Here is a 26,168-nt window from a genome sequence, read left to right as displayed (position 1 = left end):
AAAATTTTAATAAAAAAAAGAGGCTGTCTTTTGAGACAGCCTCTTTAATTTTTATCTGAAGTTCTCAGAGATTAAGAATACATTTTCTCTCTCAATTCTTTTACTTTTTTATCAGCAAGATATTCATCGTAAGACATTTCTCTGTCTATGATTCCGTTTGGAGTCAATTCGATGATTCTGTTACAGACTGTTGAAAGCATTTCGTGGTCATGAGAAGCCAATAGAATATTTCCTTTGAAGTTAGACAATGAGTTGTTCAAAGTTGTAATACTTTCCAAGTCTAAGTGGTTAGTAGGCTCGTCTAATAAAAGGATGTTTGCTTTCTGAAGCATCATTCTACTGAACATACATCTCATTTTTTCACCTCCTGAAAGTACTTTACAAGATTTCAAGGCTTCATCACCTGAGAAAAGCATTCTTCCTAAGAATCCTCTTACAAATTCTTCGTGACGCTCTTCATCATTTTTAGTGAATTGTCTCAACCAATCAACCAAGCTTAAATCTTCCTGGAAGAAGTTGGTGTTGTCTAAAGGCATGTGAGATTGGTTTGTCGTAACTCCCCAAGCAACAGTTCCTTTATCTGCTTCTACATTTCCAGCTAAGATTTCGAAAAACTCTGTAATTGCCAATGAATTTTTAGACAAAACAGCAACTTTATCTCCTTTTTTAAGATTTAAATCGATGTTTGAGAACAACAATTCTCCGTCTTTCGTTTTTTCTAAACCTTTAACATCCAAGATCTGATCTCCAGCTTCTCTTTCCATTTCGAAAATAATTGCCGGATATCTTCTTGAAGATGGCTTAATATCGTCGATGTTTAATTTATCGATCATTTTCTTTCTTGCAGTAGCCTGTTTAGCTTTAGCAACGTTTGAACTAAATCTCGCGATGAAGTCCTGAAGTTCTTTCTTCTTTTCTTCTGCTTTTTTGTTAGCCTGAGCTCTTTGCCTTGTTGCCAATTGAGAAGCTTGGTACCAGAAAGAGTAGTTACCTGTGTAAAGGTTTAATTTAGTATAATCCAAGTCACCGATGTGCGTACAAACCGTATCTAAGAAGTGACGGTCGTGAGATACAACGATTACTGTATTTTCATAATCAGCTAAGAAATCTTCCAACCAAGAAATTGTATCGATATCAAGATCATTCGTAGGTTCGTCCAAAATCAATACGTCCGGATTTCCGAAAAGCGCCTGAGCCAATAGAACCTTTACTTTGTCCTTGTTTTCAAGCTCGCTCATCATTTGCCAGTGCATATCATCTTTAATTCCAACGTTTGAAAGCATGGTCTGTGCATCAGATTCTGCAGTCCAGCCACCCATTTCATCATAGATTACACCTAATTCTCCTGCTTTAATTCCGTCTTCATCAGAGAAGTCTTCTTTCGCATAAAGCGCGTCCATCTCTTCTTTTATCTCGAATAATTTCTTGTTACCTCTCAAAACTGCTTCAAGTACCGTAAATTGATCGTAAGCAAAGTGATCCTGCTCAAGAACTGACATTCTTTTTCCAGGTTCCAAAGATACGTGTCCTGTTGTTGGGTCTTGTTTTCCAGTCAATATTTTAAGGAATGTAGACTTTCCTGCACCATTTGCTCCGATAATCCCGTAGCAGTTTCCTTTCGTAAACATAATGTTTACCTCGTCAAAAAGAACTCTTTTCCCGAATTGTAAAGATAAGTTAGATACTGTTAACATATAGTTTTGTAAATTTGGCGCAAAAATACGAAAAGAATTTGGGTATTTCGCAATAATGTAATAGTCAGGTTTTTAAATGTGGGGTATTTTTTATATATTTCATTAATTAAATTTGATAAAATGCATATTCGACAAGTTTTGAGAGTGCAGATTTATTAAATTATTACATCATATATACAAAAAACTTAAAAATGAAGATTGAAAAAACAGTCAATATATTTAATAAAAGAGCCAGATTCGAGTACGAAATTCTTGAAGAATATGAAGCTGGCATGGTTTTAACGGGTACAGAAATAAAATCTTTACGTTCTTCTAAAGCTTCCATCACAGAATCGTTCTGTCAGTTTATTGATGGGGAATTATATATTATTAATATGATGATTGATGAGTATAAATTGGGAACATTTTATAATCACAAAACAAAAAGGGAACGGAAATTGCTCTTGCACAAAAAAGAATTACAGAAACTTGAAAAAAAGTTAAAAGATGCTGGAAATACTGTAATTCCTTTAAAGCTATATATCAACGACAGGGGAAAAGCAAAAGTGCTGATTGCCCTTGGTAGAGGGAAAAAACTCTTCGATAAAAGAGAGAGCATAAAAGATAGAGAAAATAAACGAAACCTCGACAGAATATTAAAGAAAAGTTAAAAATCATCTGAAAAACTTTGTATATAAAGAAAAATTATATTTATTTTGCATTATCAATTATTTAATCATTTAATTCTATGAAAAATCTAAAATTAGGAATTTCAGCATTGGCACTTACTGTTGCTTCTACTGTGTTCGCTCAGACGACCAACAATCCTTGGTTGATCGGAGTTGGTGCTCACGCTGAGAACCACATGGCACAGAGAAATAACTTCAGTAATACGTTCTCTGCTAATAATTTGACGAAGACAATGTTCAATTTGAACAACTTCTCTATTACTCCTCCATTGTCTAAACTTACTGTTGCTAGGAACATTGGTAAAGGTTTAGTAATCGACTGGCAGACTACTGTAGGTAACGTTGAAAACAAGAGATTTAACATGGGTAAAGAATTCATGTTACAAACAGGTCTTGGTTTCCAGGCTCACGCTGCAGGTCTTTTGTGGAAGAATGAAGATTCTTGGTTTGACCCATACTTAAGAGTTGGTGCAAACTACCTAAGACATGATTACACATCTCTTTCTTTCCCAAGAACTGATGCTAACGGTGCAGTTATTGGAAATGGAGAAAATGGTAACGAAAACGGAAAAGCAAACTTCTTTACAGTGGCTACTGGTGCTGGTTTAAACTTATGGGTGACTAAAAACTTCGGTTTAGGTGTGCAGGGAGACTACGTATCAACTCCGGGTGATAAGTCTACTGTTGCTAACTTCTGGCAGGCGTCTGCTTCATTGAACTTCAGATTCGGTAACAGAGATAGAGATAAAGATGGTATCTTAGATAAAGACGATTTGTGTCCAGATACACCAGGTTTACCAGAATTCCAAGGATGTCCTGATACTGACGGTGATGGAGTTCCAGATAAAGACGATCAGTGTCCAGATGTAGCTGGTCCGGTTGAAAACAACGGTTGCCCTTGGCCAGATACAGACGGTGACGGTATTATCGACAAAGATGATGCTTGTCCTACTGTTGCAGGTCCTGCTGAAAACAATGGTTGTCCTTGGCCAGATACAGATAACGACGGTATCTTAGATAAAGATGATGCTTGTCCTACTGTTCCAGGTCTTCCAGAATACAACGGATGTCCTAAGCCTAAAAAACAAACTGCTATTGAATTAGAACAAAAATTCGGAAGTGTATTCTTTGATTTCAACAAAGCTACAATTAAGGCTGAATCTAAAGGTGCTTTAGATGCTGCTGCTGATCTAATTAAGAAAGATGGTGGTAACTATCTATTAGAAGGTAGAACAGATGCTAAAGGATCTGAAGCCTACAACTTAAAGTTATCTAGAGAAAGAGCTGCTGCGGTAGTTGCTGCTTTAGATGCAAGAGGTGTAGATGCTAACGCTCTTAAGTCAATTGGTGTAGGTAAAGCTAAAGCTACTGTACCTGCTACAGCAACTGATGCTGAAAGACAAGTTGACAGAAAAGTAGTTGTAACTGCTATCGAAGATGCGGCTCAATGGGAAGCTCTTAAGAAAAGAGATTACGAAGATCCGACTCCGGTAAAAGTTAAGAAAAAAGCTCCAGCTAAGAAAAAAGCTCCAGCTAAAAAGAAAAAATAATTAAATTTTTCTAAATATAAATACCTCCAGTTTTCTGGGGGTATTTTTTTTTCGTTGACTTTTAATTAATTTTGTTGAAAATTAAAAATTAAAAATGGGAAGAGCGTTTGAATATAGAAAAGCTTCTAAAATGGCCAGATGGGATAAAATGGCCAAAACTTTCTCTAAAATAGGTAAAGATATTGCACTAGCTGTAAAAGCAGGTGGAAGTGATCCTGAATCTAATCCGGCATTGAGAAGATGTATCCAAAATGCAAAAGGAGCAAACATGCCTAAAGATAATGTGGAAAGAGCGATCAAAAAGGCAAGTGGTGCAGATGCAGAACAGTATGAAGAAATTACTTATGAAGGATACGGACAAGGAGGTGTTGCATTTTTCGTAGAATGTACAACAAACAACCCTACCAGAACGGTTGCCAACGTAAGAGCGATCTTCAATAAATTTGACGGAAATCTTGGTAAGAATGGTGAATTAGCTTTTATTTTCGACAGAAAAGGAATTTTTACGATCGATTTAGCTCAAATTAAAATGGATTGGGATGATTTCGAAATGGAAATGATCGATGGTGGAGCAGAAGACGTAGAAAAAGACGAAGAAGAAGTAATGATCACAACAGCTTTCGAAGATTTCGGTTCTTTATCTCATAAATTGGATGAACTTAAAATTGAAGCTAAAAGTGCAGAACTTCAGAGAATTCCAAACAATACAAAAGAAGTAAACGCAGAACAATTCAAAGCAAATATGAAAATGCTGGAGCGTTTTGAAGACGATGATGATGTACAAAACGTGTATCACAACATGGAAATTACAGAAGAGTTGATGGAAGCTCTATAAAAAATAATATAACATTCATATACAGTTAACTTTCAAGTAGTTTCTTTGCATAAAACTATGAAAAGAAACGTTGAATTAGTTGTCATATCGGATGTTCATTTGGGAACTTATGGATGTAAGGCTAAAGAATTACTGAGATATCTTAATTCTATTCAGCCGAAAACTTTAGTTTTAAACGGCGATATCATCGATATCTGGCAGTTCAAAAAGTCTTACTTCCCTAAACCTCATTTGAAGGTGATCAAAAAGATCCTTTCATTCGCTACAAAAAATACCGATGTGTTCTACATCACAGGAAATCATGACGAGATGTTCCGAAAGTTTACCGATTTCGAATTGGGTAAACTGAAAGTCTGCAACAAAATCTTTTTAGACATCAACGACAAAAAAACATGGATCTTCCACGGAGATGTGTTTGATGCGTCTGTTCAGCATTCAAAATGGATCGCGAAATTGGGTGGAAAAGGGTACGATTTATTAATTGTAATCAATAATGTTGTAAATTGGTTCTTAGAGAAAATGGGTAGGGAGAAATATTCTTTTTCGAAGAAGATTAAAAACAATGTAAAAAAAGCGGTAAAGTACATCGGCGATTTTGAATTGACGGCTTCCGAATTGGCTATCGACAATCATTATGATTACGTAGTTTGTGGGCATATACACCAACCACAGATTCGCGAGGTGGTCAACAAAAAAGGTTCTTGCATTTATATGAATTCCGGAGACTGGATCGAAAATCTTTCTGCCTTGGAATACCATGATAAAGAATGGAAAATCTTTTATTATGATGAGCATAAAGATTTTTTGCATGATGAAGGAACGGACGAAATTCAGGATATCGATAATTCCGAACTTTTAAAAATAGTAACCAATTTCACAAAATGAAAATCTTATATGCCTTTCAGGGAACCGGAAACGGACATGTTGCACGCGCACAGGAAATTGTTCCGCTTTTAAAAAAATATGCGTTAGTGGATACTTTGATCAGTGGACATCAATCGCAATTAAAGGCTGATTTTGACGTTAATTTTCAACATAAGGGAATTTCTTTACTTTATGATAAAACAGGCGGGTTATCCTATAAAAAAACGTTTACAGACAATAGTTTTCTTGAAGCATTTAAAACCATAAGAGAAATAGAGCTTTCAAAATATGATTTAATCATCAACGATTATGAACCTTTGACAGGATGGGCTTGTAAGCTGAAAAAACTTCCAATGATCGAACTGAGCCATCAGGCTTCAATGTTGTTCAAAGAAACACCAAAACCTGAAAAGAAAGATTTTCTTGGTGAAATGGTACTTAAATATTACGTTCCAAGCGAAAGAAGAATTGGATTTCATTTTGAAAATTATCATCATCAGATCAAAAAGCCTGTCATTAGAAGGAAAATAAGAAATCTTAATCCAGACAAAAAAGGTTTTTATTTGGTTTATCTTCCAAGCTTTTCGGATGAAAATATCATTAAAGTTTTAAAGCAAATTCCGGTTGAATGGAAAATTTTTTCTAAATATTCCAAACTTCAGTTTAAAGAAAGCAATGTTGAAGTTTTTCCGATTGATGAAACTCAATACTTAAAAGCCTTCGAAAACTGCGACGGAATTCTTTGCAACGCCGGTTTTGAAAGTCCGGCAGAAGCTTTGTTTATGGATAAAAAATTATTCGTCATCCCTATCCATAATCAATATGAACAGGAATGCAATGCCTGTGCTTTAGACAAGATGGGAATTCCGAATTCTAAAGTTTTAAAACTGGAAGAAATTCAGAATTGGGTGGGTTCTGACCAACATCTGAGAGTCGATTATCCTGATGATATTGAAGAAATCTTGGTGAACGAAGTTTTAATTCTGTAAAAAAATATCGCTTACATCATTCATTCTTGTCATAACGGCTCTGGCGTAAGAACAGTGTGGATAAACTTTCCAGTTGTTTTCACGGGCAAATTTAATGGCTTCTTCCACTAGGTATTTTCCCATTCCTCGACCTTCAAATTCAGGATGAACCAATACGAACGAAATGATAAACTTATTGTCTTCAGGAAAAATAGTATAAGTTAACCTACCGATTTCTTTGATTTCGTTGTTTAAAGTAATCACACCGCCGTTTCCCGATTTATTATTTTCAAATCTCATAATTCAAGTTTTAATTGTTAGTAAAAATACAAAAACCGAACCGAGATGAGGTGAATGGTGAATTGTCAATTCGTTTCACTTGTCAATTTTTAAAATTGAAATAAAAAATTCTCTACTCACTTGCAAAGCAAAATTCAGAATTGACTAAATTTCTTTCCCCGTATAATAATTATAATCTTTAATCACCACTCCGATAAACTGTCGTTCTGTCATTTTTGTAGGGTCAATTTCAAGCTTCAGGATGCTTTTAATTTTATCGGAAAGTTTATTAATGATTTGTCTGTCGTCCACTCTTAAAGCCTTTGTGTAATTGTCTTTGATGATTCTCATATCATTATCACTCAATGCAATAACTTGCGGAAAAGTTGGGATATAATCTTCTTTAATATGTTCTAAAATCGTGTGGGAAATATTAATGTTGTTTTTCAGAGAGATAACTGCGGTTCCTGAAGCTATATCTCCCAAACGTTGATTGTTTTTAGATACGACCATAGAAATTAATCCAACCACTCCTAAAAAGGAAGTGTCGATAATTCTGAAAATCCAACGGATCATATAATCTCCGAACCCCGCCTGGTAACCGTCAATTTTTACTACCCGTATTTTCATGGCTTTTTTACCCGGAGTTTGCCCCTCCATCAGGCTTTCTAAAACTACTGGATAAATAGCAGTAGGAAAAAGCAGAATACTGTAAACAGCAATGATCGACCATTGATCAAGCCCGTCTAGCAGATACCCTAAATCTAAAATATTGAAAAAAAGATAAAATATAAAGATGATGTAGGCCACTTTTATCAGCAGATCAATAGCGAATGCCAAAACCCTTTCTCCAACACCGGCAATGTTGAAATTAATATTTACATTTTGTGAAGTATTAATCGCAATTTGAGACATAATTTTTATTATTTTAGCCTTACAATATGAGAGAAGTTTATTTCATTAAACAAAATAAAGAAAAATGGTTGGGAATCGAACAGGTTATACAGGGGAAAATTAAAAAAAATCCTGATGACCTTTCTTCGCTGTACATCAACCTGATCAATGATCTTTCTTTTGCACAGACGTATTATCCGAAAAGTAATACAACGGTTTACCTGAACCATCTTTCTTCCCAGATCTTCCAGAAAATTTATAAGACCAAAAGAGTAGAGCAAAACAGGCTTCTGTATTTCTTTACAACCGAAGTTCCTTTGTTGGTGTATCAGTACAGAAGATATTTAGGCTATGCTTTTCTGTTTTTTACTTTATTTACTTTGATAGGGTTGCTTTCCGGAATTTACGATAAGGATTTTGCAACAGTTATTTTAGGAGAAGATTATGTTAACCAAACTATCGAAAATATAAAAGCAGGAAATGCAGTTGGTGTTTATCAGAGCGGTTCTACATGGGGAAGTAGCATTGGCATAGTCTTGAATAACCTGAAGGTAGGAGCAAGACTTTATATTTATGGAATTACAGGAGGAATCGGAACACTGTGGGCTTTGTTGACAAACAGTGTGATGTTAGGCTCATTTCAATACTTTTTCTATGATTACGGGGCTTTGAAAGATAGTGCACGAGGAATATGGTTGCATGGTGTCTTTGAGATTTTTTCTATGGTTGTAGAAGCGATGTGTGGATTGGTTTTGGGTGCCTCGATTTTATTTCCGAGAACACTTTCCAGATTTAATTCTTTTAAAAACGGATTTAGAGATTCATTTAAGATATTTTTAAGCACGGTTCCATTTACCATCTGTGCAGGAATCATCGAGGGGTATGTTACAAGACATGCTCTGAAAATGCCTTTGTTTTTTAATTTAATCATCATTTTCGGTTCATTGATAATCATAGGATTTTACTATATTGTGTATCCTTATTGGGTGAATAAAAAAATTAACAACCAGATCCAGCATGCAGTTTTATAAAAAGAGAGATTTTGGCGCTTTTATAAGTGATGCTTTCACTTTTTTTAAAGTATATGGTAAAAACTATTTCAAGAATTTTATCCTGCTGAACGGTGTATTGCTGATCCTTATGGTGGCAGTCATTATATTTGGTTTCAGAGAATTCTTTGGAGTGATTTTCGGATCCAATATCAGTGGGGAATCGTATTATTTGGAGCAATATTTTAATGATAATCTGGGAATATTTATTATTTCCGGGATTTTATTGTTTATTCTTTCTACGGCTTTAATAACCATTAATTTGCTGTTCCCTGTTTTTTATCTGAAAAGAATTGCGGAAGGGAATAATTCCATTAAAACGGATGATATTTTAAGTGATTTTAAGAGAGACAAAAAGAAAGTTATTGTCACATATTTCGGGCTTACTTTTCTCGTACTGCCTATTGCTTCAGTAATTTTCGGATTCTCTTACTTCCTGATTTTTATTTTTATAGGGATCTTTCTTGTTCTTTTTGTGGGACCTACGCTATTTAATGTCGTTACTTTTCTGTGTTACGATTATTTCAATGGCAAAAGGGATTTTTTTGAAAGTTTAAGCTATGCGGTAAGATCGCAGTTTTCTTACCCGAACGGAAGAGAAAGTTCTCCGTACTGGAAATATTGGGGAGCTACTACCATTATGGGAATCCTTTTTTATATTGTCGCAGGGATTTTTTCTGCAATTCCTATGATTTTTTATTTCATGAAGCTTACCACCACAAGTCCGGATGCAGATTTTGAACAAAATCCCATGTCAGGAAGTTTCGGGATTCTTATATTTTTCCTGTATGGAATTTCATCGCTTATTTCTACTTTGCTGATGAATGTTTTATACATCAGTTCGAGCCTAATGTATTACGACAGCAGAACAGATTTTCATCAGAAAATCGAACTTGAAGAAATAGAAACGATTGGCAGTAATGGGTAAGGTTCTTTTTCTTTCAACAGTATTTTTTGCTGCCGGATTTTCGTTTGCACAGACAGACAGCAATCCGCCACCGTCGGTGGAAGCAGTGTACACCGATTCTCTGGAAACGGGGCATTATAAAAATATGTACCGTGCCGATTCTGTATTATATAAAAATCCTATTACCGAAAATGCTGTATACCCTAAACAGTTTAAAGAAAATATACCATCAAGATACCAAGGAAAAGATTTCGATTATACCACGGTGAAACCAAGAATGTCTTTCTGGGAAAAGCTGATGGCGAAAATAATTAAAATATTAGACAGCATTTTCGGAGACACGGCATTTACAAAATCAGCGAATTTTGCCGGAATTTTAGTCCGTTTATTTGCGATTCTGCTAATTGGATTTCTGATTTATTTTATCATTAAATATTTACTCGGTAAAGATGGCAATTTCCTGTTTGGGAAGAAAAATAGAAAACTTGATATCAAAGACGAAGAATTACATGAAAATATTCATGAGATTAATTTCCCTGAAAGTATTTTGAAATTTGAAAAATCCGGAGATTTCAGATCTGCGGTTCGGTATCAGTTTTTATTTGTCCTCAAAAAGCTCAGTGATAAAAAATTAATCACCTGGAATCCCGAAAAAACGAATAAGGATTATGTTGCAGAATTGCAGACGTCTCATTTGAAGAATGCATTTTACGATCTTTCTTACATCTTCGACTATGTTTGGTACGGAGAGTTTACGATAGATGAAGAAAGCTATATAAAGTTTAAAAATCAGTACCAATCATTTAAAGCGTAATGCAATTTCAGGAATTATCATGAACAAAACTTTCAAAATATATGCTGTGATTTTCATCGTTGTGATGATTGTTTTCGCATTGTTTGAAGTGAATAAAACAGAAAGTACAGATTGGCGGAAGAACTTCAAAACCACGCAGAAATCTCCTTTCGGGCTGTTTGTTTTTAATAATGAAATCAATGATCTTTTTAAAGATAAGATAAAAAAAATCAATCAGAGTCCTTACGATTATTATAATCAGAATTCAAAAGGAATCCATAATATTATAGTCATTGAACATAAAATTGATAAACAGTCCTGGAATAAGATTTTAGATCAGGTTTCTAAAGGTTCAGATGCCATGATTATTTCAGGTGAAATCCCCAAAGAAATTTCAGACAGTATTGGCTATTACGATTCTAAGATTTCATTTGAAGATCAGAATGTGCTGAAGCTGACGGACAGAAAATATCAGAACGATTTTATCGTATTGGATAAATTTCCTTCGGGAAAAGGCTTTACATTTGTGAAACCTGGGGTTGAAGTATTGGGGAAAACCGTTGAAAAAGGAAATACAGATCAGGCCAATTTTATCAAGACAAAATTCGGAGAAGGAACTATTTATGTTCACTGTGAACCTCTTTTTATAACCAATTATTATCTTTTAAAAAAAGGAAATACCAAGTATGCACAGGATATTTTTTCATATCTTGACAATAAAGAAACACTGTGGTTTGTGGAAAGCAGCTCGAAGTCGTCTCAGTTTTTCCTGAGATTTATTCTTTCGAATCCTGCCTTGAAATATGCGTGGTGGGTGCTTTTAGGAGGCTTGCTTCTGTTTATTTTCTTTAATGTTAAAAGAAAGCAACGCATCGTCCCTATTATTGAGCCGCTAAAAAATACGTCGGTAGATTTTGTAAAAAGCATCGGTAATTTATACTTGCAGGAAGGCGATTTTCATGATATGATGGCAAAAAAAGCGCAGTATTTCCTGAATAAAGTAAGAGTAGATTTATTAATTGACACCCAGAATCTGGATGAAGAATTTGCAAAAAAGCTGCAATTGAAAACAGGAAAGCCTATGGAAATGATTCATGAAGCCATCGGTTTTATAAAAAAAGCACAGGATCCTTATGCCAATGTGATGAAGGAAGACCTGGCAAGAATGAATAAGTTATTGGATGAAATTATTTAAAAGATAACCATCTGTATTATTAAATTATAGTATATGGAAAACCTTGAAAACCAAAATATAGAACCTCAGAATTCTATTAATCTTGATAAAAAAGAAAATCAGTTTCAGTCCAGAATTGATATGATTGAACTGCGTACAAGTTTAGATAAAGTAAAATCGGAGATTGCAAAAGTAATTGTTGGCCAGGAAGATATGGTAGAGCACCTTCTGGCTGCATTGTTATCCAACGGCCATGTCCTTATTGAAGGTGTGCCGGGGGTAGCGAAAACAATCACGGCAAAATTGTTGGCAAAGACCATCGATACTGGCTTCAGCAGAATTCAGTTTACACCGGATCTGATGCCTTCCGATATTTTAGGGACTTCAGTTTTCAGTGTGAAAAATTCTGAATTTGAATTTAAAAAAGGTCCTATTTTTTCGAATTTCGTTTTAATTGATGAAATCAACAGGTCGCCGGCAAAAACTCAGGCTGCATTATTCGAAGTAATGGAGGAAAGGCAGATTACAATGGACGGTACACGCTACGCGATGGAAGAACCTTTCCTTGTGGTTGCCACCCAAAACCCGATCGAGCATGAAGGAACTTACAGGCTTCCGGAAGCTCAGCTGGACCGTTTTTTATTCAAAATAAATGTTGGCTATCCTAATCTAGAACAGGAAATTGCAATTATCAAAAACCAACACGAAAGCAAAAGAGAAGATAAAACAGAGGTTGTAGACAAAGTGATTACTGCCCAGCAATTAAAAAGTTATCAGCATCTGGTAAAGGAAATTATTGTTGAGGCTCAGCTGATGGAATATATCGCAAAAATCATTGTTAATACAAGAGAAAATCAGTTTTTATATCTGGGAGCTTCTCCAAGGGCAAGTTTAGCATTATTAACGGCTTCAAAGGCATTTGCTGCATTAAGAGGAAGAGATTTTGTAACACCGGAGGACATCAAAGAAGCAAGTTATGCAGTATTAAGACACAGAGTCATTGTATCGCCTGAAAGAGAAATGGAAGGCTTAACGGCGGACGAAATTATCAGACAGATTTTAGAGGGAATAGAGATTCCTAGGTAGGTAATAGGTAATAGGTAATAGGTAATAGGTTGCAATTCGATGTTTAAAAATTTTATAGATGGCAAATTTTAAAGAACTTTTAGTCTGGCAAAAATCTATTGAGTTCGTGACTGAAATCTATAAGATAACCGAATCCTTTCCAAAAGATGAAACCTTTGGCTTATAATCTCAGATTAGAAGAGCCTCAGTTTCTATTCCGTCTAATATTGCAGAAGGTAATTCAAGAAGAAGCAAGCCTGATTATTTACAATTTTTAAAAATTGCGAGAGGAAGTTGTGCTGAGGTTGAAACGCAAATAATAATTTCAAAAAATCTCAAATATTTAGATGAAACTAATTACCTGAAATTTAATCAAGATATTATTGAAATTTCTAAAATGTTAAACGGACTCATAAACTCTTTGAAAGAAAACTAAAATCTTTAACCAATTATAAACTGCTACTAAAATCTAATACCTGCCACCTTTAAAGAAATGAAAAACTTATACATCAATACACGTTTTTTCTTCGCACTCATGGGAGTGGGGATTCTTTATGTTTTTGCATTTTTCTTTCCGTTTTTGATGTGGTTGGCTCATATTGCTTTGTTATTGTGTTTTTTGGCGGCGATGGTGGATTATCTGTTTATTTTTAATCAGAAAAATGGAATTTTAGCCCAAAGAATTTTACCTGAAAAGCTGTCAAATGGCGATGAAAATCCTGTGAAAATTGATGTTAAAAATAATTACAGTTTTAAAATTAATACTAAAATAATCGACGAAATCCCATTTCAGTTTCAGAAGAGGGATTTCATGATTGAGAAACAGATCGAATCCGGAAAAAACAGCTTTTTCCAATATATTTTAGAACCGAAAGAAAGAGGAGAATATAATTTTGGAAGTTTAAATATCTACGTTTCTTCGCCTTTGGGTTTTGTTTCAAAGCGTTTTAGTTTTCAGAAAGATGCTAATTTACCGGCTTATCCGTCATTTATTCATTTAAGAAAGTATGAGCTGATGGCTTTACAAAGTGAATTTTTGCTGGGTGGAATCAGGAAAATAAGAAAACTGGGACATACGATGGAGTTTGAACAGATCAAAGAATATGTTCCCGGAGACGATATCAGAACGATCAATTGGAAAGCAACTTCAAAAGCCAATCGTTTGATGGTGAACCAATTTCAGGATGAAAGATCACAGCGTATTTTTATGCTGATTGATAAAGGCAGAACTATGAAAATGCCTTTCAAAGGATTGAGTTTATTGGATTATTCGATTAATGCAACAATGGCTTTATCCCATATCATTCTGAAAAAAGGCGACCGTGCAGGAATGATGACCTTCTCCAAGAAAACGGAAAATAAAATTGCTGCAGAAAATAAATCAGGACAGCTAAGAAAAATTTCCGAAGCGCTTTACAATATCAAGACTGATTTTTTTGAAAGTGATTTTAACCGGCTGTATCAGGATGTAAAATATTCACTGAATCAGAGAAGTTTAATCTTACTATTTACCAATTTTGAAACACTGGACGGATTAAACCGTCAGCTAAAATATCTCCGCGGAATTGCCAAAAACCATTTATTAGTCGTGGTATTCTTTAAAAATTCAGAGCTACAGACTTTGATTCATAAAAATCCGGAAAGCATGCAGGAAATTTATGATGAAATTATTGCAGAAAAATTTGAGTTTGAAAAAAAGCTGATTATCCAGGAACTCCGCAAATACGGAATTTATACGGTATATACATTGCCTGAGAATTTAAATATCGATGTTATCAATAAATATTTAGAGATAAAAGCAAGGGGAATTTTATAATTTTGTATAAGCAATAAGCAATAAGCAAATGAAAATAACACTTAATAGAATCAACGACGATTTTTTGTTTGAAGCTACCAATTCTCAGGGTAACTCAATTCTTTTGGATAATACAACGCAGCCCGGAGCGAAAGGAGTTTCTCCTATGGAAAGTGTTTTAATGGCTGTTGCGGGATGCAGCGGAATTGATGTAGTTTCTATCCTGAAAAAACAGAGACAGGAAATTACGGATTTTAAGGCAGAAGTGGAAGGAGAGAGAATTCCTGTGGAAGATGCCAAACCTTTTAAATCAATTAAAGTTAGATTTCTTCTGGAGGGAAATATTGATCCTAAAAAAGCGTATAAAGCAGCTCAGCTTTCTTTTGAAAAATACTGTTCTGTTTCTAAAACGCTGGAGCCAAAAGTAGAGATCAGTTATGAAGTTTATGTAAACGGAGAGATCGTTACAGCTTAGATTCACTATAAATAAAAAACAAAACCCGGCTGAAAAATATTTTCAACCGGGTTTTTCAGTATGAATGTGTGTGTAAATTATCTTTTAATTGTTTTTGTGCTTTTCACAGAGCCGTCTTTCATAGTTAATGTCAGCATATACATTCCCGCCTTTAATTCTCCTAAGAATAGTGACGAAGATGGATTGTCCACTGTTTTTACTATAATTCCAGAAAGATCCGTAACTACTGCTTTCTTCACATTTTCCGATTTCTCAATATGCAAAGTGTCGATGAACGGGTTCGGATAAGCAATTCTTTCCTTTGCTTTCGCAGATGCTTCGTTGGTCGCTAATACCACAGGCTGTAATGTTACTGTTACTGTAAATGTACCGTCGTCTACTTTATTGTAAGTGGAGCTGCAATCTGATCCGCCATAAGTTCTCCACGCTCTAAGGTCGAAGTTTACAGTTCCTGTAAGGCCATTGGCTATCGTAAGCCCGGTTCTGTTATAAGAATATGTTCCGCTTGTTCCACCAGATCCTGATGAAATAGATGCTTCTGTGTTGCCATTTGTGGAGCATACAAGAATACTTCTCTGCTCAGACATCCATCCGCTGCTCGCTGCAGTCATGGCATAAGAAACTGATGTCGATTGAATTGAATATCCTGCCGGTACATTAATTGATAAGGAGCCTGCGCAGTTTGTACTTGATGTAGGTGTAACTCCTAACTCGTCAAATTGGGTGTTGATATCCCCAAGAGTATAAGTTGCAGATACCTGTCCAGGAATAAATTCTTTCATTTTCCAGAAGCTGTATGAAGAGTTTCCGCAATTAGAACGTACCCAGAAATAATACGTTTGCCCTGTTGTCAGACTGTTTAACGTTACCGAAGTACCTGATGTTACGCTTCCTGTCGGAGTTGTTGTAGAGGTAGGAGCCGCTGGCGAAGTACTGTAATAATACTGATATCCAGAAGACGGAGCGCCATTCGTAGGAATGCCCCAGCTTAAAGTGGCCGTGTCCATTGTGGTGGATGCGGCGACGTTGTTCGGAGAACCACAAGGATTATAGGCATCTGCCGCAAAAGCAAAGATGTTGGGTATCCCTCCCGTGCCGCTTTTGGTTACAGTAACTCCATTTATGGTTTTAGATAAATTGGAAGCATCAATCGTTAAAGGAATCTGGTAAAGTCTTGGATCTGAGCCGTAACCTGATTCTAAGTCATCATTGGAAATATTAATTCTCCCAATTCCCTGAATGGCAAAATTGCTTCCATAGTACCAGTCAGAAATGTTTATTCCTGTAAAAGTTTGGAAAGTGTTATCGCTAAAATTCACATTTACATCTACTGTACAGTCGCCGCTTCCTCCCGTAGCCAGCATATATACTGTATTGGCAGAAAGAGGGTTAGAAAATAATAAGGTTCCGGTGTCATTGGTATTCTGCAGTCTTAACGAGTTGTTAGAACTGTAAGAAGCCAATTGATAAGAGAGTCCGGGGGTAGAGGCTACAACAGAATTGATGATTCCGTTTACAGGTAAACCGTATGTAAGCGGTGAGCTTGTGGCAGTAAGCTGGAAATCTCTGGAAATAAATGCATAATTTACTCCGTCTACATCATTGTTAGTTGAAGATGCGGAAGGCCCGACTCCGTTTGCAATAACATCAGCATTCAGACCGCTTTGTATCAATAGCGGCTGGTATTCTTGTGCTGTTAATTGAGAGATTGCCATGGTTGAGAGCGCCATGGCTGTGATAGGCAGTAATTTTACTTTCATAAAATAATTATTAGGTTTTATGGTGCTAAGATAAATATTTTAATGAGAGAAAATTAATAGATTTTAAAATTTAATATCAATTTTATAAGAGAAATATTTATTTGATAGAAGTATTGGAATAAGATATCGATTTTAGCTATAGTCTGTTATTGTTTCATTGATCCAATAAATAATATGTGGTGAATAATAAATAAGCCTTACAGATGTAAGGCCTATGAAAAGTTTATTTTTTATATCATTAATTTAGGTTTAAGAAGTTTAGCGACCGTTGCCGTCCAGCCCGTTTGATGGGAAGCACCCACCCCGCGGCCGTTATCTCCGTGAAAATATTCAAAGAAGGTAATATAATCTTTAAAATTTTCATCATAGTTAAACTTTGGGTTTCCCCCATTGAAAGCGCGTTGTCCGAATTCATCTTTCAGGAAAATAGAACACAATCTGTTACTGATATTTTGTGCAACTTCATCCAGATTTCTTTTGTCCCCACTTCCGGTAGGCAGTTCCACTTTCAAGCTGTTTCCATAATAAAAATGAAAACGTTGCAAACTCTCAACAATCAGGAAGTTAATAGGAAACCAAATCGGGCCGCGCCAGTTGCTGTTCCCTCCAAACATCCGGCTGTCACTTTCCGCAGGAGTGTAATACACGATGTTTTCAACCCCGTGAACAGAAAATTTGAAAGGACTTTCTTCATATACTTTAGACATCGCCCGGATCCCGTATTGACTCAGGAATTCTTTTTCATCAAGCATTCTGGATAAAACCTTGGTCAGCCTTGTTTTTCTCAGAATACTCATCAGATGTTTTCGGCCATGTCCTTCTTCTTCCCAATGCGAGACCAGTTTGGTGAGTTCGGGTTTATTTTTTAAAACCCATTCCATTCTTTCTACAAAGTTTGGCATTTTGTCAAGAAGATGGTGATCTATAATTTCCACGGCAAACATTGGAATCAGTCCTACAATACTTCTCAGTTTTAAAGAAACGCTATCACCATTTCCAAGTTGCAGAACATCGTAGAAAAATCCGTCTTCTTCATTCCAGAGTCCTTTTGTTCCTTCCCCCAGATTTTCCATTGCTTCGGCAATATAAAGATAATGCTCAAAAAACTTGATCGCCATATCTTCATACACCTGATAATACTGAGCCAGTTCCATCGCAATTCGCATCATGTTCAGAGCGTACATTGCCATCCAGCTCGTTCCGTCAGCCTGTTCAAGATGTTGCCCGTCTTTTAGGATCATATTGCGGTCAAAAGCACCAATATTATCGAGTCCGAGGAAACCTCCCCCGAAAATATTCTTACCGTTTTTATCTTTTCGGTTCACCCACCAGGTAAAATTCAATAATAATTTCTGAAAAACTTTTTCTAAAAATAAAAGATCCGGTTTTCCGTTTTGTTTTTCATCAATTTTAAAAACCCTGAAGCAAGACCATGCATGAACAGGCGGGTTTACATCACTCAAATTCCATTCATAAGCAGGAAGCTGCCCATTCGGATGCATGTACCATTCTTTTGTTAATAAAAGAAGCTGCCCTTTGGCAAATTCAGCATCAATAATGGCAAAAGGGACGCAATGGAAAGCCAGGTCCCAGGTTGCATACCAAGGATATTCCCATTTGTCGGGCATGGAAATGATGTCCTTATTGTGCATGTGATTCCATTCCGTATTTCTTACATAATTGTTGAAATCTCTAGGAGCTTCAAAATTTGGATCACCTTTCAGCCATTTTCCGACATTGTAATGATAAAACTGTTTATTCCAAAGCAAGCCTGCAAAAGCCTGTCTCTGAACATTTTTTTCGTCATCATTCGTTACATCGTTCTGAAGCTCATTATAAAACTCATTGGCTTCTTGAATTCTTGTGTTAAAGATTTCATCAAACTGATAAAACGGTTCATCCAGTTCTTTCGGAGATAATCTGAAATCAAACGTTTTCGATTGCTGTGCTTCGATCACATCATCAATTAAAAATGAAGCTTTTGTTCCTCTTTTTTCGGGATTTACCGTATTGCTTCCATAAGTAATATAATCGTTAATCCCGTCTTTATAATAAGTATTTCCCGGATAAGGCGCTCCGTATAATTTTGGAGAATTGGTTTCATTTTCACAAAAAACACTTTCTGCATTGATGTTTCTTGAATAAAATTTCTTAATCGAAATACTGTCGTGGTTAATATCAATACAACCTTCATAAGAAGCATTGGTTTGTCCTTTATAAATATTGTAGCCCCATTTCCAATTATTTCTGAACCAAACTGTTGGCGCAACTACAATCGGTGAATCATTCTGGCTTCTGTTGAAAATCGTAACACGAACTAATATATCGTTGTGCTCAGCTTTGGCATATTCAATAAAAATATCAAAATATTCATCATTGTCAAAAATTCCGGTATCGAAAATCTCATATTCCGGTTCTTTCTTGCTTCGTCTCCCGTTTTCAGCGCGGATGTCATCGTAAGGAAAAGCATTGATCGGATATTTGTACAGCATTTTCATATAGCTGTGTGTTGGTGTATTATCCAAATAATAAAAGATCTCTTTAATGTCTTCCCCATGATTTCCTTGAGGATTGCTCAACCCAAAGAAACGCTCTTTCACCATTTTATCCTTCTTATTCCAGAACGAAAGCGCAAAGCAGAAAAGTTGCTTTACATCAGAAATCCCTGCAATTCCTTCTTCGCCCCAGCGATAGGTGTAGCTTTCCGCATTGTTATGATTGGCGAAATTCCACGCATCGCCGTTGGAACTGTAGTCTTCACGTACATTTCCCCATTGCCGGTTGCTTACGTAAGGTCCCCAGTTTTTCCAGTTTGTATCTTGTAATCTTTGTTTTTCGGCATTCATATTTTGTCACTTTTCCTTACGAAGTTAGTTTTTTTGGTAAAAAATTCCAACTCATCAAATTTGAATTATAATTAATATTCCTTTGAAAAGCTTCTGTTTATCGGTGTTTTCTATATTAAATTAAATTTTTATAAATATTTAAAAGAAAAGTTTTATCTTTGCACCATTCGTTCATTAAAATATTGAAAATGTTATCAAGAAAGGTTGAGGGATTAGACCCTGTGAAACCTTAGCAACCCTTTGCGCAAGCAATGAAGGTGCTACGTTCTACCAAAATTATTTTGGACAGATAACTACTGAATCTTTTTCAGCCATTTCTGTGGCATTTTCAATTGTATTATTAAAAAATAATAGAATTGAAATCAGAACTTAAACATATTAATTTTTCGTATCAAATTAATTCCGGTAAGGAATATGATATCCCGTTGAGCTATCAGATTTTCGGGCAGGATCTGTTTTCTTCGCCGATTGTTTTAGTTAATCATGCCTTAACCGGAAATTCCAATGTTTCGGGCGAAAGGGGATGGTGGAAACAATTAATTGGTGAAAATCAGGTCATCGATACCAAAAAATATACAGTTCTATGTTTCAATATTCCCGGAAACGGATTTGATGGTTTTTTAATTGATGATTACGAAGATTTCACGCCTTCAGATATGGCCAATATCTTTTTAAAAGGTCTTGAAATTTTAAATATTAAAAGTTTACACGCCATTATTGGAGGTTCTTTAGGAGGCGGAATCGGCTGGGAAATGTTGGTAAAACAACCAAATCTTGCTGAAATTTTCATTCCTATTGCCTGCGACTTCAAAACTCACGATTGGCTTCATGCACAATGTCTGGTTCAGAAATTTTTACTAAATCAAAATGATGAACCATTACAGAAAGCCAGAATTCATGCAATGCTGTGCTACCGGACTCCGGAATCGTTAAATGATAGATTTCAAAACAGATACAATCAGGAAAAACAGAGATTAGAGTCAGAAGATTGGCTGATTTATCACGGAAATGCTTTAAACGAAAGGTTTAGTTTAAAAGCTTACAAGCTGATGAATCATTTACTGATGAATATAAATGCCAAGGAGGACCATTTGGAAGAAATCCAGGCACGAATGCACATGATCTCCGTTGATACAGATCTATTTTTCCCCGCTTCTGAAATTCGAATGTGCTTTCAAAAGCTGAAAGAAAAAAAGAAAAATGTTTTCTATCACGAGATCACCTCAATTCACGGGCACGACGCCTTCTTAATGGAATACGAACAATTAAATACTATCATTAAAAATATTTTGTAGAAGATGAAAAGTAATGCTAACGAAATAAAATTTTTAAAAAACAGATCAATCATCAAGTTTGAAGGAGAAGATTTCTTAGGCGAAATCGGGATTGACGGACGAATTTTCAAAGCGCTTACGTTGGCGCGAATCAGTGTGGGAGTAATTTCTCAACAGGCGATCGAAAACGGAATTTCTATTCTTGTTCAGGAAAGTGATTCTGAAAAAGCGGTCAATTGCCTGATTGATGAATTTGAAGCAGAAAGAAAATCAGGGAAAGTTTCTCAGATTTACAGCATAAATAATGTATCGGTTTTGGGCTTTGTTGCAGAAGATTTTAACAAAATTTTGGCAGAACTGGCTAGAAATAATGTTTTCCCCTTGCTTTTAAACCAAATTGCGGCAGAAAAAAGGGTAAATATTGTTGTAACTTCATCTCAGGACGAAAAAGCAAAAAACATCATCGAGTCTGAGATCTCTAAAAGACCGAAAACAGTTCACTTGGCAATTATCGGCCACGGAAACGTTGGAAAGACTTTAATAGAACAGGTTTTAGAATCATCTGAAGAAATTAAAAGACGTAAAAAAATCGACTTAAAAGTTGTGGCAGTTGCTAATTCCAGAAAGATTGCATTCAACAAAAAAGGTTTTGATAATAATTGGAATGATGAGGTTGTAACGGCTCAAAATCCTTCTAATGTTGAAGAGTTAATCAACTTCTCAAAAGAAAATCAACTGGAAAATTTGATTGTTGTAGATAATACAGCAAGTAAAGATTTTGTCCACAATTATCATGCTTTGGCAGAAAACGGTTTCGATCTGGTTTCTTCTAACAAAATTTTCAACACGCTTCCTATCGAAGAATACCGTAAACTAAGATATACGTTGAATAAAAACAATAGACGTTATTTGTATGAAACCAATGTTGGTGCAGGTTTGCCGTTAATTGATACCATAAAACTTTTGCATCTTTCAGGAGAAAATATTACAAGAATTAAAGGCGTTTTCTCAGGAACATTGAGCTATGTTTTCAATAATTTTTCTTTAAGAGACGATAAGTTTTCAACAATCATCAATGAAGCTTTAGAAAAAGGATATACAGAACCGGATCCAAGAGAAGATTTGTCTGGAAACGATGTGGCGAGAAAATTATTGATTTTGGCCAGAGAATTAGACTTGATTAATGAATTTGAAGATATCAATATTCAAAATCTTGTTCCTGAAAGTCTGCTTGAAGTTTCAAAATCAGAATTCCTTTCAAGACTTGAAGAATTAGACGGAGAATATCAAAAAATCAAAGGAAACCAAGAACCAGGTCATGTTTTAAGATACGTCGGAGATTTGCACGGAGACTTGCAAAAAGAAAAAGGTGAGTTGGATGTAAAACTGATTTCTGTTCCTGCAACTTCTGCATTAGGACAATTAAAAGGTTCAGATTCCATCTTTGAAATCTATACAGAAAGTTATGGAGAACATCCGATCGTCATCATGGGAGCAGGAGCAGGAGCAAAAGTAACTGCAAGAGGTGTTTTCGGAGATATTTTAAGAGTAAGCGAAACGAAATAAAACAGCAAGTTGGACCCGAAAGGGTCCAACATCAATAGCCGTAGGTGCAACCTATGGAACTAAATAATAATATTAATATAACAATTAATAATGTACCAGTTTATCAATTTTTTTTACCATTGTCGTCCTGAGCCTGCCGAAGCATTTCATTGTTAAATTGCTAAACTGATACATTGTTACATTTTAAAGCTATATGGAAAACGAAAATTTTGAAACCTTTGCCATAAGAACCCAAACTGAAAGAACTCAGTTTGATGAGCATTCAACGCCTTTATATTTAACATCCAGCTTTATTTTTCAGGATGCGGAAGATATGAGAGCGAGCTTTGCGGAAGAAAAGCCAAAGAATTTATACAGTCGCTTTTCAAACCCAAATGTAACAGAATTTACAGATAAAATTGCGAAAATGGAAGGCGCAGAAGCAGGATATGCTTTCGCAACGGGGATGGCTGCGATTTATTCAACGTTTGCAACTTTGTTAAATGCGGGGGATCATATTGTAAGCTGTCAGTCGGTTTTTGGTTCGACACACACGCTATTTACAAAATATTTCCCGAAGTGGAATATCGAAACAACGTATTTCAAAGCAGAAGATGCTGAAAATGTAGAAAAATATATCCAGCCAAACACGAAAATTTTATATCTGGAAACGCCTACGAATCCAGCCATTGAAGTGTTGGATTTAGAATTTTTCGGACAGATTGCCAAGAAACATAACCTAATTTTCATTGTAGATAACTGTTTTGCAACGCCTTATTTGCAGCAGCCAATAAAATATGGTGCAGACATCGTGGTGCATTCCGCAACAAAATTAATTGACGGACAAGGTCGTGTTTTGGGGGGAGTAGCGGTAGGAAGAGAAGATTTGATTCGTGAAATTTATCTTTTTGCAAGAAATACAGGTCCTGCGATGTCTCCTTTCAACGCATGGGTGTTGTCAAAAAGTTTGGAGACATTAGCAATTCGTGTAGAAAAACATTGTGAAAATGCATTAAAAGTAGCAGAGTTTTTAGAAAATCATCCTAATGTAGAATTGGTAAAATATCCTTTCTTAAAATCTCATGCAAGTTATGAAATAGCGAAGATGCAAATGAAATTGGGCGGAAATATCGTAGCATTCGAAATCAAAGGCGGAATTGAAGGAGGAAGAAACTTTTTAGATAAAATTAAAATGTGTTCACTTTCCGCAAACCTTGGTGATACAAGAACAATTGTAACACATCCGGCTTCTACAACACATTCCAAATTATCGGACGAAGAAAGAAATGAAGTGGGAATTACAGCTGGTTTGGTTCGTTGCTCGGTAGGTTTGGAAAACGTGGATGATATTATTGCAGATTTAAAGCAGGCATTGGATTAATTTGATTTGGGCAGCTTTATCCGCCTTCCACTCCCGCTTTTTTGCCTCCGCTTCGCTGCGGCAAAAAGAGCTCCGTTCAAGTCGGGCTGCAAAAGATTCAACGCAAAAAAGCCTCGACAAGGCTTTACAATAATGAAATAAAAAATTGGCTTAGTCAAAACATAATATGAAAAATTCAGAACAACTATACAAAGCATTATCCGAGAGAATTTTAATTCTTGACGGAGCGATGGGAACCATGCTTCAGCGATACAAATTCGAGGAAGAAGATTACCGTGGCGAACGTTTCAAAGATTGGGAGCATCCTGTGAAAGGAAATAATGATTTATTATCATTAACACAGCCTCAGGCAATTGAAGAAGTTCACAAAAAATATCTGGAAGCAGGTGCAGACATCATCGAAACCAATACATTTTCAGGAACGACTATTGCAATGGCAGATTATCACATGGAAGATTTGGTTTATGAATTGAACTATGAATCTGCAAAAATTGCCAGAAAAGTTTGTGACGAATTCACGGCTCAAAATCCTGACAAACCAAGATTTGTAGCAGGTTCTATCGGTCCAACGAACAGAACGGCAAGCTTAAGTCCGGATGTAAACGACCCTGGTTACAGAGCGATTACGTTTGAAGAATTAAGAGTAGCTTATAAACAGCAGTGTGAGGCCTTATTAGACGGTGGTTCAGATATTCTTTTGGTTGAGACTATTTTCGATACATTAAATGCAAAAGCGGCCCTTTTTGCCATCGATGAACTTCAGGATGAAAGAGGAATCAAAATCCCGATTATGGTTTCCGGAACAATTACCGATGCTTCGGGAAGAACATTGAGCGGACAGACTGCAGAAGCATTTTTAATCTCCGTTTCGCATTTGAATTTACTAAGTGTAGGTTTCAACTGTGCTTTGGGAGCAAACCAATTGACGCCATATTTAGAAACTTTGGCTCACAATTCAGAATTCCACGTCTCGGCGTATCCGAACGCTGGTCTTCCGAATGCTTTTGGAAAATATGATGAAACTCCGGAAGATATGGCAAGTCAGATCAAAGAATACGTGGAAAAAGGATTGATCAATATTATCGGAGGTTGCTGTGGAACAACGCCGGATCACATCAAAGCGATTGCAGATCTGGTAGCCCAATATCCGCCAAGAAAATTGAAGGAATTTGTCTGATTTAATAGATTTTTTTTATTGAATCGATAATAAAAGGAATGGTTTTTAATATTAAATTTAAATATCATGCAAATTTAATACTATGGAAAAACCGATTTACCTTAAAGATTCAGAGGATGCAAAACTGTTTAATGAACTAAGAAAAAGAGTGAACCAACGCGTAGAAACTATTCCCGAAAACAGGGATCTTTACATTCAGATCAAAGCCATTATTTTGCCTTTGGTCTATTTTGGTTTATATGTGTTTGCGCTTTTCAATGTTGATAAGCCGTGGATTTATATTTCGAGTTTTGTGTTGATGGGAATTTCTTTAGTGTTGATTTATTTAAATTTAATTCACGAAGCGGCCCACAATAATATTTACAAAAGCAAGAGATTAAACAGTCTGGTTTTACAGATTTTCGATTTTGTAGGAGCCAATTCCTATATCTGGAAAAAAAGACATATTGCAAGCCACCATGCTTATCCGAATGTTGATGGATGGGATACCGACATCGAACAGAGCGGCTTGTTGTTAATCGTTCCGTGGATCAAAGCAAAAGGTGTTCAGAAATATCAGCATTTCTTTTTCTTTCTGGTGTATCCTTTGTATCTTTTCAACTGGATGTTTATCCGGGATTTCAGAGACTTTTTCGATAATGAAAGGGTGATTCTGAAAACTCAGGGAGCCATTCCGGCAAAAGAAAAAATTAAGATGGTTGCCTATAAACTGTTTTATTTTTTCTATCAGATTGCAGTTCCGGTTTTGTTTTTTAAAGTATCCATCGGTTTGGCATTGGGAGCTTGGTTTTTACAGGTGATTGCGGCGAGTATTTTTGCACTTTTTGTGTTGCTGCCTCTGCATCCGCTTCCAGACAATGCTTTTCCGAAGCTGGACGAAAAAAACGGACTGCCTTTCAGCTGGCTACATCATCAGTTTGAAGTTACCAATGATTTAAAAGAAAATAACTGGTTTGTAAGAAATGTGCTGGGAAATTTCAACTTTCATGTTGCCCATCACCTTTTCCCAAATTACAGTTATGCCTATTATAATGAAATTACAGAGGAAATCGAAGAGTTTGCCAAAGAACATAACCTGGGTTACAAACGGTTTCCGATTTTCACCGCTTTGGGCAAACATGTGGATTTGCTGAAGCAGAATGCGAATAACGCATATTTTATTTTAGAAGAATAAA

General features: G+C 35.8%; 22 protein-coding genes, 1 pseudogene and 1 riboswitch. Of the genes and pseudogenes, 18 read left to right on the top strand and 5 right to left on the bottom strand.

Annotated features, from left to right (window positions below):
- Positions 1-71: 71 nt before the first annotated feature.
- Positions 72-1,694: an ABC-F family ATP-binding cassette domain-containing protein gene (locus tag BUA89_RS04385; protein ID WP_072953491.1), complete on the bottom strand. Its 1,623-nt coding sequence runs from the start codon at positions 1,692-1,694 to the stop codon at positions 72-74.
- Positions 1,695-1,885: 191 nt separating this feature from the next.
- On the opposite strand from BUA89_RS04385, the gene smpB reads away from it, so the two are divergent.
- The 5 genes from smpB to BUA89_RS04360 all read left to right on the top strand — a co-directional run bounded on the left by smpB (position 1,886) and on the right by BUA89_RS04360 (position 6,600).
- Positions 1,886-2,344: an SsrA-binding protein SmpB gene (gene smpB, locus BUA89_RS04380; RefSeq protein ID WP_072953489.1), complete on the top strand. Its 459-nt coding sequence runs from the start codon at positions 1,886-1,888 to the stop codon at positions 2,342-2,344.
- 77 nt (positions 2,345-2,421) lie between these two features.
- Positions 2,422-3,912: an OmpA family protein gene (locus BUA89_RS04375; protein WP_072953487.1), complete on the top strand. Its 1,491-nt coding sequence runs from the start codon at positions 2,422-2,424 to the stop codon at positions 3,910-3,912.
- Positions 3,913-4,006: 94 nt separating this feature from the next.
- Positions 4,007-4,747, top strand: a complete 741-nt coding sequence (locus BUA89_RS04370; RefSeq protein WP_072953485.1) for a YebC/PmpR family DNA-binding transcriptional regulator — start codon at positions 4,007-4,009, stop codon at positions 4,745-4,747.
- Between the two features lie 57 nt (positions 4,748-4,804).
- Positions 4,805-5,632: a UDP-2,3-diacylglucosamine diphosphatase gene (locus tag BUA89_RS04365; RefSeq protein WP_072953483.1), complete on the top strand. Its 828-nt coding sequence runs from the start codon at positions 4,805-4,807 to the stop codon at positions 5,630-5,632.
- A complete protein-coding gene (locus BUA89_RS04360; RefSeq protein WP_072953481.1) occupies positions 5,629-6,600 on the top strand; it encodes a glycosyltransferase family protein in 972 nt (323 codons plus the stop codon). Before BUA89_RS04365 ends, BUA89_RS04360 begins: the two co-directional genes overlap by 4 nt.
- Here the strand turns inward: BUA89_RS04360 and BUA89_RS04355 are convergent.
- Positions 6,589-6,879, bottom strand: a complete 291-nt coding sequence (locus BUA89_RS04355) for a GNAT family N-acetyltransferase (protein ID WP_072953479.1) — start codon at positions 6,877-6,879, stop codon at positions 6,589-6,591. The two genes, BUA89_RS04360 and BUA89_RS04355, sit on opposite strands and share 12 nt — an antisense overlap.
- 144 nt (positions 6,880-7,023) lie before the next feature.
- Positions 7,024-7,773: an RDD family protein gene (locus BUA89_RS04350; protein ID WP_072953476.1), complete on the bottom strand. Its 750-nt coding sequence runs from the start codon at positions 7,771-7,773 to the stop codon at positions 7,024-7,026.
- Between the two features lie 26 nt (positions 7,774-7,799).
- Between BUA89_RS04350 and BUA89_RS04345 the strand changes: the two genes are divergently transcribed.
- From BUA89_RS04345 to BUA89_RS04310, 8 genes and pseudogenes are all read left to right on the top strand, one after another.
- Positions 7,800-8,783, top strand: coding sequence for a stage II sporulation protein M (locus BUA89_RS04345; RefSeq protein ID WP_072953474.1), 984 nt, complete (start codon positions 7,800-7,802; stop codon positions 8,781-8,783).
- Positions 8,770-9,729 (top strand): DUF4013 domain-containing protein, encoded by a 960-nt coding sequence (locus BUA89_RS04340; protein WP_072953472.1) that lies wholly within the window; start codon positions 8,770-8,772, stop codon positions 9,727-9,729. The genes BUA89_RS04345 and BUA89_RS04340 overlap by 14 nt, the downstream gene beginning before the upstream one ends.
- Positions 9,722-10,522, top strand: a complete 801-nt coding sequence (locus tag BUA89_RS04335) for a DUF4129 domain-containing protein (protein ID WP_083531598.1) — start codon at positions 9,722-9,724, stop codon at positions 10,520-10,522. Before BUA89_RS04340 ends, BUA89_RS04335 begins: the two co-directional genes overlap by 8 nt.
- A gap of 19 nt (positions 10,523-10,541) precedes the next feature.
- Positions 10,542-11,696, top strand: coding sequence for a hypothetical protein (locus tag BUA89_RS04330; protein ID WP_072953470.1), 1,155 nt, complete (start codon positions 10,542-10,544; stop codon positions 11,694-11,696).
- 33 nt (positions 11,697-11,729) lie between these two features.
- Positions 11,730-12,761: an AAA family ATPase gene (locus BUA89_RS04325; RefSeq protein ID WP_072953468.1), complete on the top strand. Its 1,032-nt coding sequence runs from the start codon at positions 11,730-11,732 to the stop codon at positions 12,759-12,761.
- 58 nt (positions 12,762-12,819) lie between these two features.
- Positions 12,820-13,176: pseudogene (locus BUA89_RS04320) on the top strand (four helix bundle protein).
- A 57-nt stretch (positions 13,177-13,233) separates the two neighbouring features.
- Positions 13,234-14,556 (top strand): DUF58 domain-containing protein, encoded by a 1,323-nt coding sequence (locus BUA89_RS04315; RefSeq protein WP_072953466.1) that lies wholly within the window; start codon positions 13,234-13,236, stop codon positions 14,554-14,556.
- A gap of 28 nt (positions 14,557-14,584) precedes the next feature.
- Positions 14,585-15,010, top strand: coding sequence for an OsmC family protein (locus BUA89_RS04310; RefSeq protein ID WP_072953464.1), 426 nt, complete (start codon positions 14,585-14,587; stop codon positions 15,008-15,010).
- 77 nt (positions 15,011-15,087) lie between these two features.
- On the opposite strand, the gene BUA89_RS04305 is transcribed toward BUA89_RS04310, so the two are convergent.
- Both BUA89_RS04305 and BUA89_RS04300 read right to left on the bottom strand, forming a co-directional pair.
- The gene (locus BUA89_RS04305) at positions 15,088-16,770 is read right to left on the bottom strand and encodes a T9SS type A sorting domain-containing protein (RefSeq protein ID WP_072953462.1); all 1,683 of its coding nucleotides are present in this window, start codon (positions 16,768-16,770) and stop codon (positions 15,088-15,090) included.
- 230 nt (positions 16,771-17,000) lie between these two features.
- Positions 17,001-19,616, bottom strand: coding sequence for an MGH1-like glycoside hydrolase domain-containing protein (locus BUA89_RS04300; protein WP_072953460.1), 2,616 nt, complete (start codon positions 19,614-19,616; stop codon positions 17,001-17,003).
- Positions 19,617-19,804: 188 nt separating this feature from the next.
- Positions 19,805-19,912, top strand: a riboswitch (SAM riboswitch).
- 60 nt (positions 19,913-19,972) lie between these two features.
- Between BUA89_RS04300 and BUA89_RS23490 the strand changes: the two genes are divergently transcribed.
- The 5 genes from BUA89_RS23490 (at position 19,973) to BUA89_RS04280 (ending at position 26,167) form a co-directional block, all read left to right on the top strand.
- Positions 19,973-20,911 (top strand): alpha/beta fold hydrolase, encoded by a 939-nt coding sequence (locus tag BUA89_RS23490; RefSeq protein WP_378127362.1) that lies wholly within the window; start codon positions 19,973-19,975, stop codon positions 20,909-20,911.
- 3 nt (positions 20,912-20,914) lie between these two features.
- On the top strand, positions 20,915-22,456 hold the full coding sequence (locus tag BUA89_RS23485) for an ACT domain-containing protein (protein ID WP_378158505.1): 1,542 nt from the start codon (positions 20,915-20,917) through the stop codon (positions 22,454-22,456).
- Between the two features lie 193 nt (positions 22,457-22,649).
- Complete coding sequence (locus BUA89_RS04290) at positions 22,650-23,816, top strand: O-succinylhomoserine sulfhydrylase (RefSeq protein ID WP_072953458.1); 1,167 nt, start codon at positions 22,650-22,652, stop codon at positions 23,814-23,816.
- Positions 23,817-23,982: 166 nt separating this feature from the next.
- Positions 23,983-24,993 (top strand): homocysteine S-methyltransferase family protein, encoded by a 1,011-nt coding sequence (locus BUA89_RS04285; RefSeq protein WP_072953456.1) that lies wholly within the window; start codon positions 23,983-23,985, stop codon positions 24,991-24,993.
- An 82-nt stretch (positions 24,994-25,075) separates the two neighbouring features.
- Complete coding sequence (locus BUA89_RS04280; protein ID WP_072953454.1) at positions 25,076-26,167, top strand: fatty acid desaturase family protein; 1,092 nt, start codon at positions 25,076-25,078, stop codon at positions 26,165-26,167.
- The last annotated feature ends 1 nt before the right edge of the window (position 26,168 follow it).

The organism is Chryseobacterium arachidis (genome assembly GCF_900129245.1).
Lineage (GTDB): Bacteria > Bacteroidota > Bacteroidia > Flavobacteriales > Weeksellaceae > Chryseobacterium > Chryseobacterium arachidis.
This window is presented reverse-complemented; position numbering and strand designations above follow the sequence as displayed.

Coding starts and splice junctions, on each gene's coding strand:
- BUA89_RS04355 (WP_072953479.1), bottom strand. CDS start 6,879: ATGAGATTTGAAAATAATAAATCGGGAAACGGCGGTGTGATTACTTTA.
- BUA89_RS04315 (WP_072953466.1), top strand. CDS start 13,234: ATGAAAAACTTATACATCAATACACGTTTTTTCTTCGCACTCATGGGA.
- BUA89_RS04385 (WP_072953491.1), bottom strand. CDS start 1,694: ATGTTAACAGTATCTAACTTATCTTTACAATTCGGGAAAAGAGTTCTT.
- BUA89_RS04290 (WP_072953458.1), top strand. CDS start 22,650: ATGGAAAACGAAAATTTTGAAACCTTTGCCATAAGAACCCAAACTGAA.
- BUA89_RS04310 (WP_072953464.1), top strand. CDS start 14,585: ATGAAAATAACACTTAATAGAATCAACGACGATTTTTTGTTTGAAGCT.
- BUA89_RS04360 (WP_072953481.1), top strand. CDS start 5,629: ATGAAAATCTTATATGCCTTTCAGGGAACCGGAAACGGACATGTTGCA.
- BUA89_RS23485 (WP_378158505.1), top strand. CDS start 20,915: ATGAAAAGTAATGCTAACGAAATAAAATTTTTAAAAAACAGATCAATC.
- BUA89_RS04285 (WP_072953456.1), top strand. CDS start 23,983: ATGAAAAATTCAGAACAACTATACAAAGCATTATCCGAGAGAATTTTA.
- BUA89_RS04325 (WP_072953468.1), top strand. CDS start 11,730: ATGGAAAACCTTGAAAACCAAAATATAGAACCTCAGAATTCTATTAAT.
- BUA89_RS04375 (WP_072953487.1), top strand. CDS start 2,422: ATGAAAAATCTAAAATTAGGAATTTCAGCATTGGCACTTACTGTTGCT.
- BUA89_RS04300 (WP_072953460.1), bottom strand. CDS start 19,616: ATGAATGCCGAAAAACAAAGATTACAAGATACAAACTGGAAAAACTGG.
- BUA89_RS04345 (WP_072953474.1), top strand. CDS start 7,800: ATGAGAGAAGTTTATTTCATTAAACAAAATAAAGAAAAATGGTTGGGA.
- BUA89_RS04365 (WP_072953483.1), top strand. CDS start 4,805: ATGAAAAGAAACGTTGAATTAGTTGTCATATCGGATGTTCATTTGGGA.
- BUA89_RS04330 (WP_072953470.1), top strand. CDS start 10,542: ATGAACAAAACTTTCAAAATATATGCTGTGATTTTCATCGTTGTGATG.
- BUA89_RS04305 (WP_072953462.1), bottom strand. CDS start 16,770: ATGAAAGTAAAATTACTGCCTATCACAGCCATGGCGCTCTCAACCATG.
- BUA89_RS04350 (WP_072953476.1), bottom strand. CDS start 7,773: ATGTCTCAAATTGCGATTAATACTTCACAAAATGTAAATATTAATTTC.
- smpB (WP_072953489.1), top strand. CDS start 1,886: ATGAAGATTGAAAAAACAGTCAATATATTTAATAAAAGAGCCAGATTC.
- BUA89_RS04335 (WP_083531598.1), top strand. CDS start 9,722: ATGGGTAAGGTTCTTTTTCTTTCAACAGTATTTTTTGCTGCCGGATTT.
- BUA89_RS04340 (WP_072953472.1), top strand. CDS start 8,770: ATGCAGTTTTATAAAAAGAGAGATTTTGGCGCTTTTATAAGTGATGCT.
- BUA89_RS04280 (WP_072953454.1), top strand. CDS start 25,076: ATGGAAAAACCGATTTACCTTAAAGATTCAGAGGATGCAAAACTGTTT.
- BUA89_RS04370 (WP_072953485.1), top strand. CDS start 4,007: ATGGGAAGAGCGTTTGAATATAGAAAAGCTTCTAAAATGGCCAGATGG.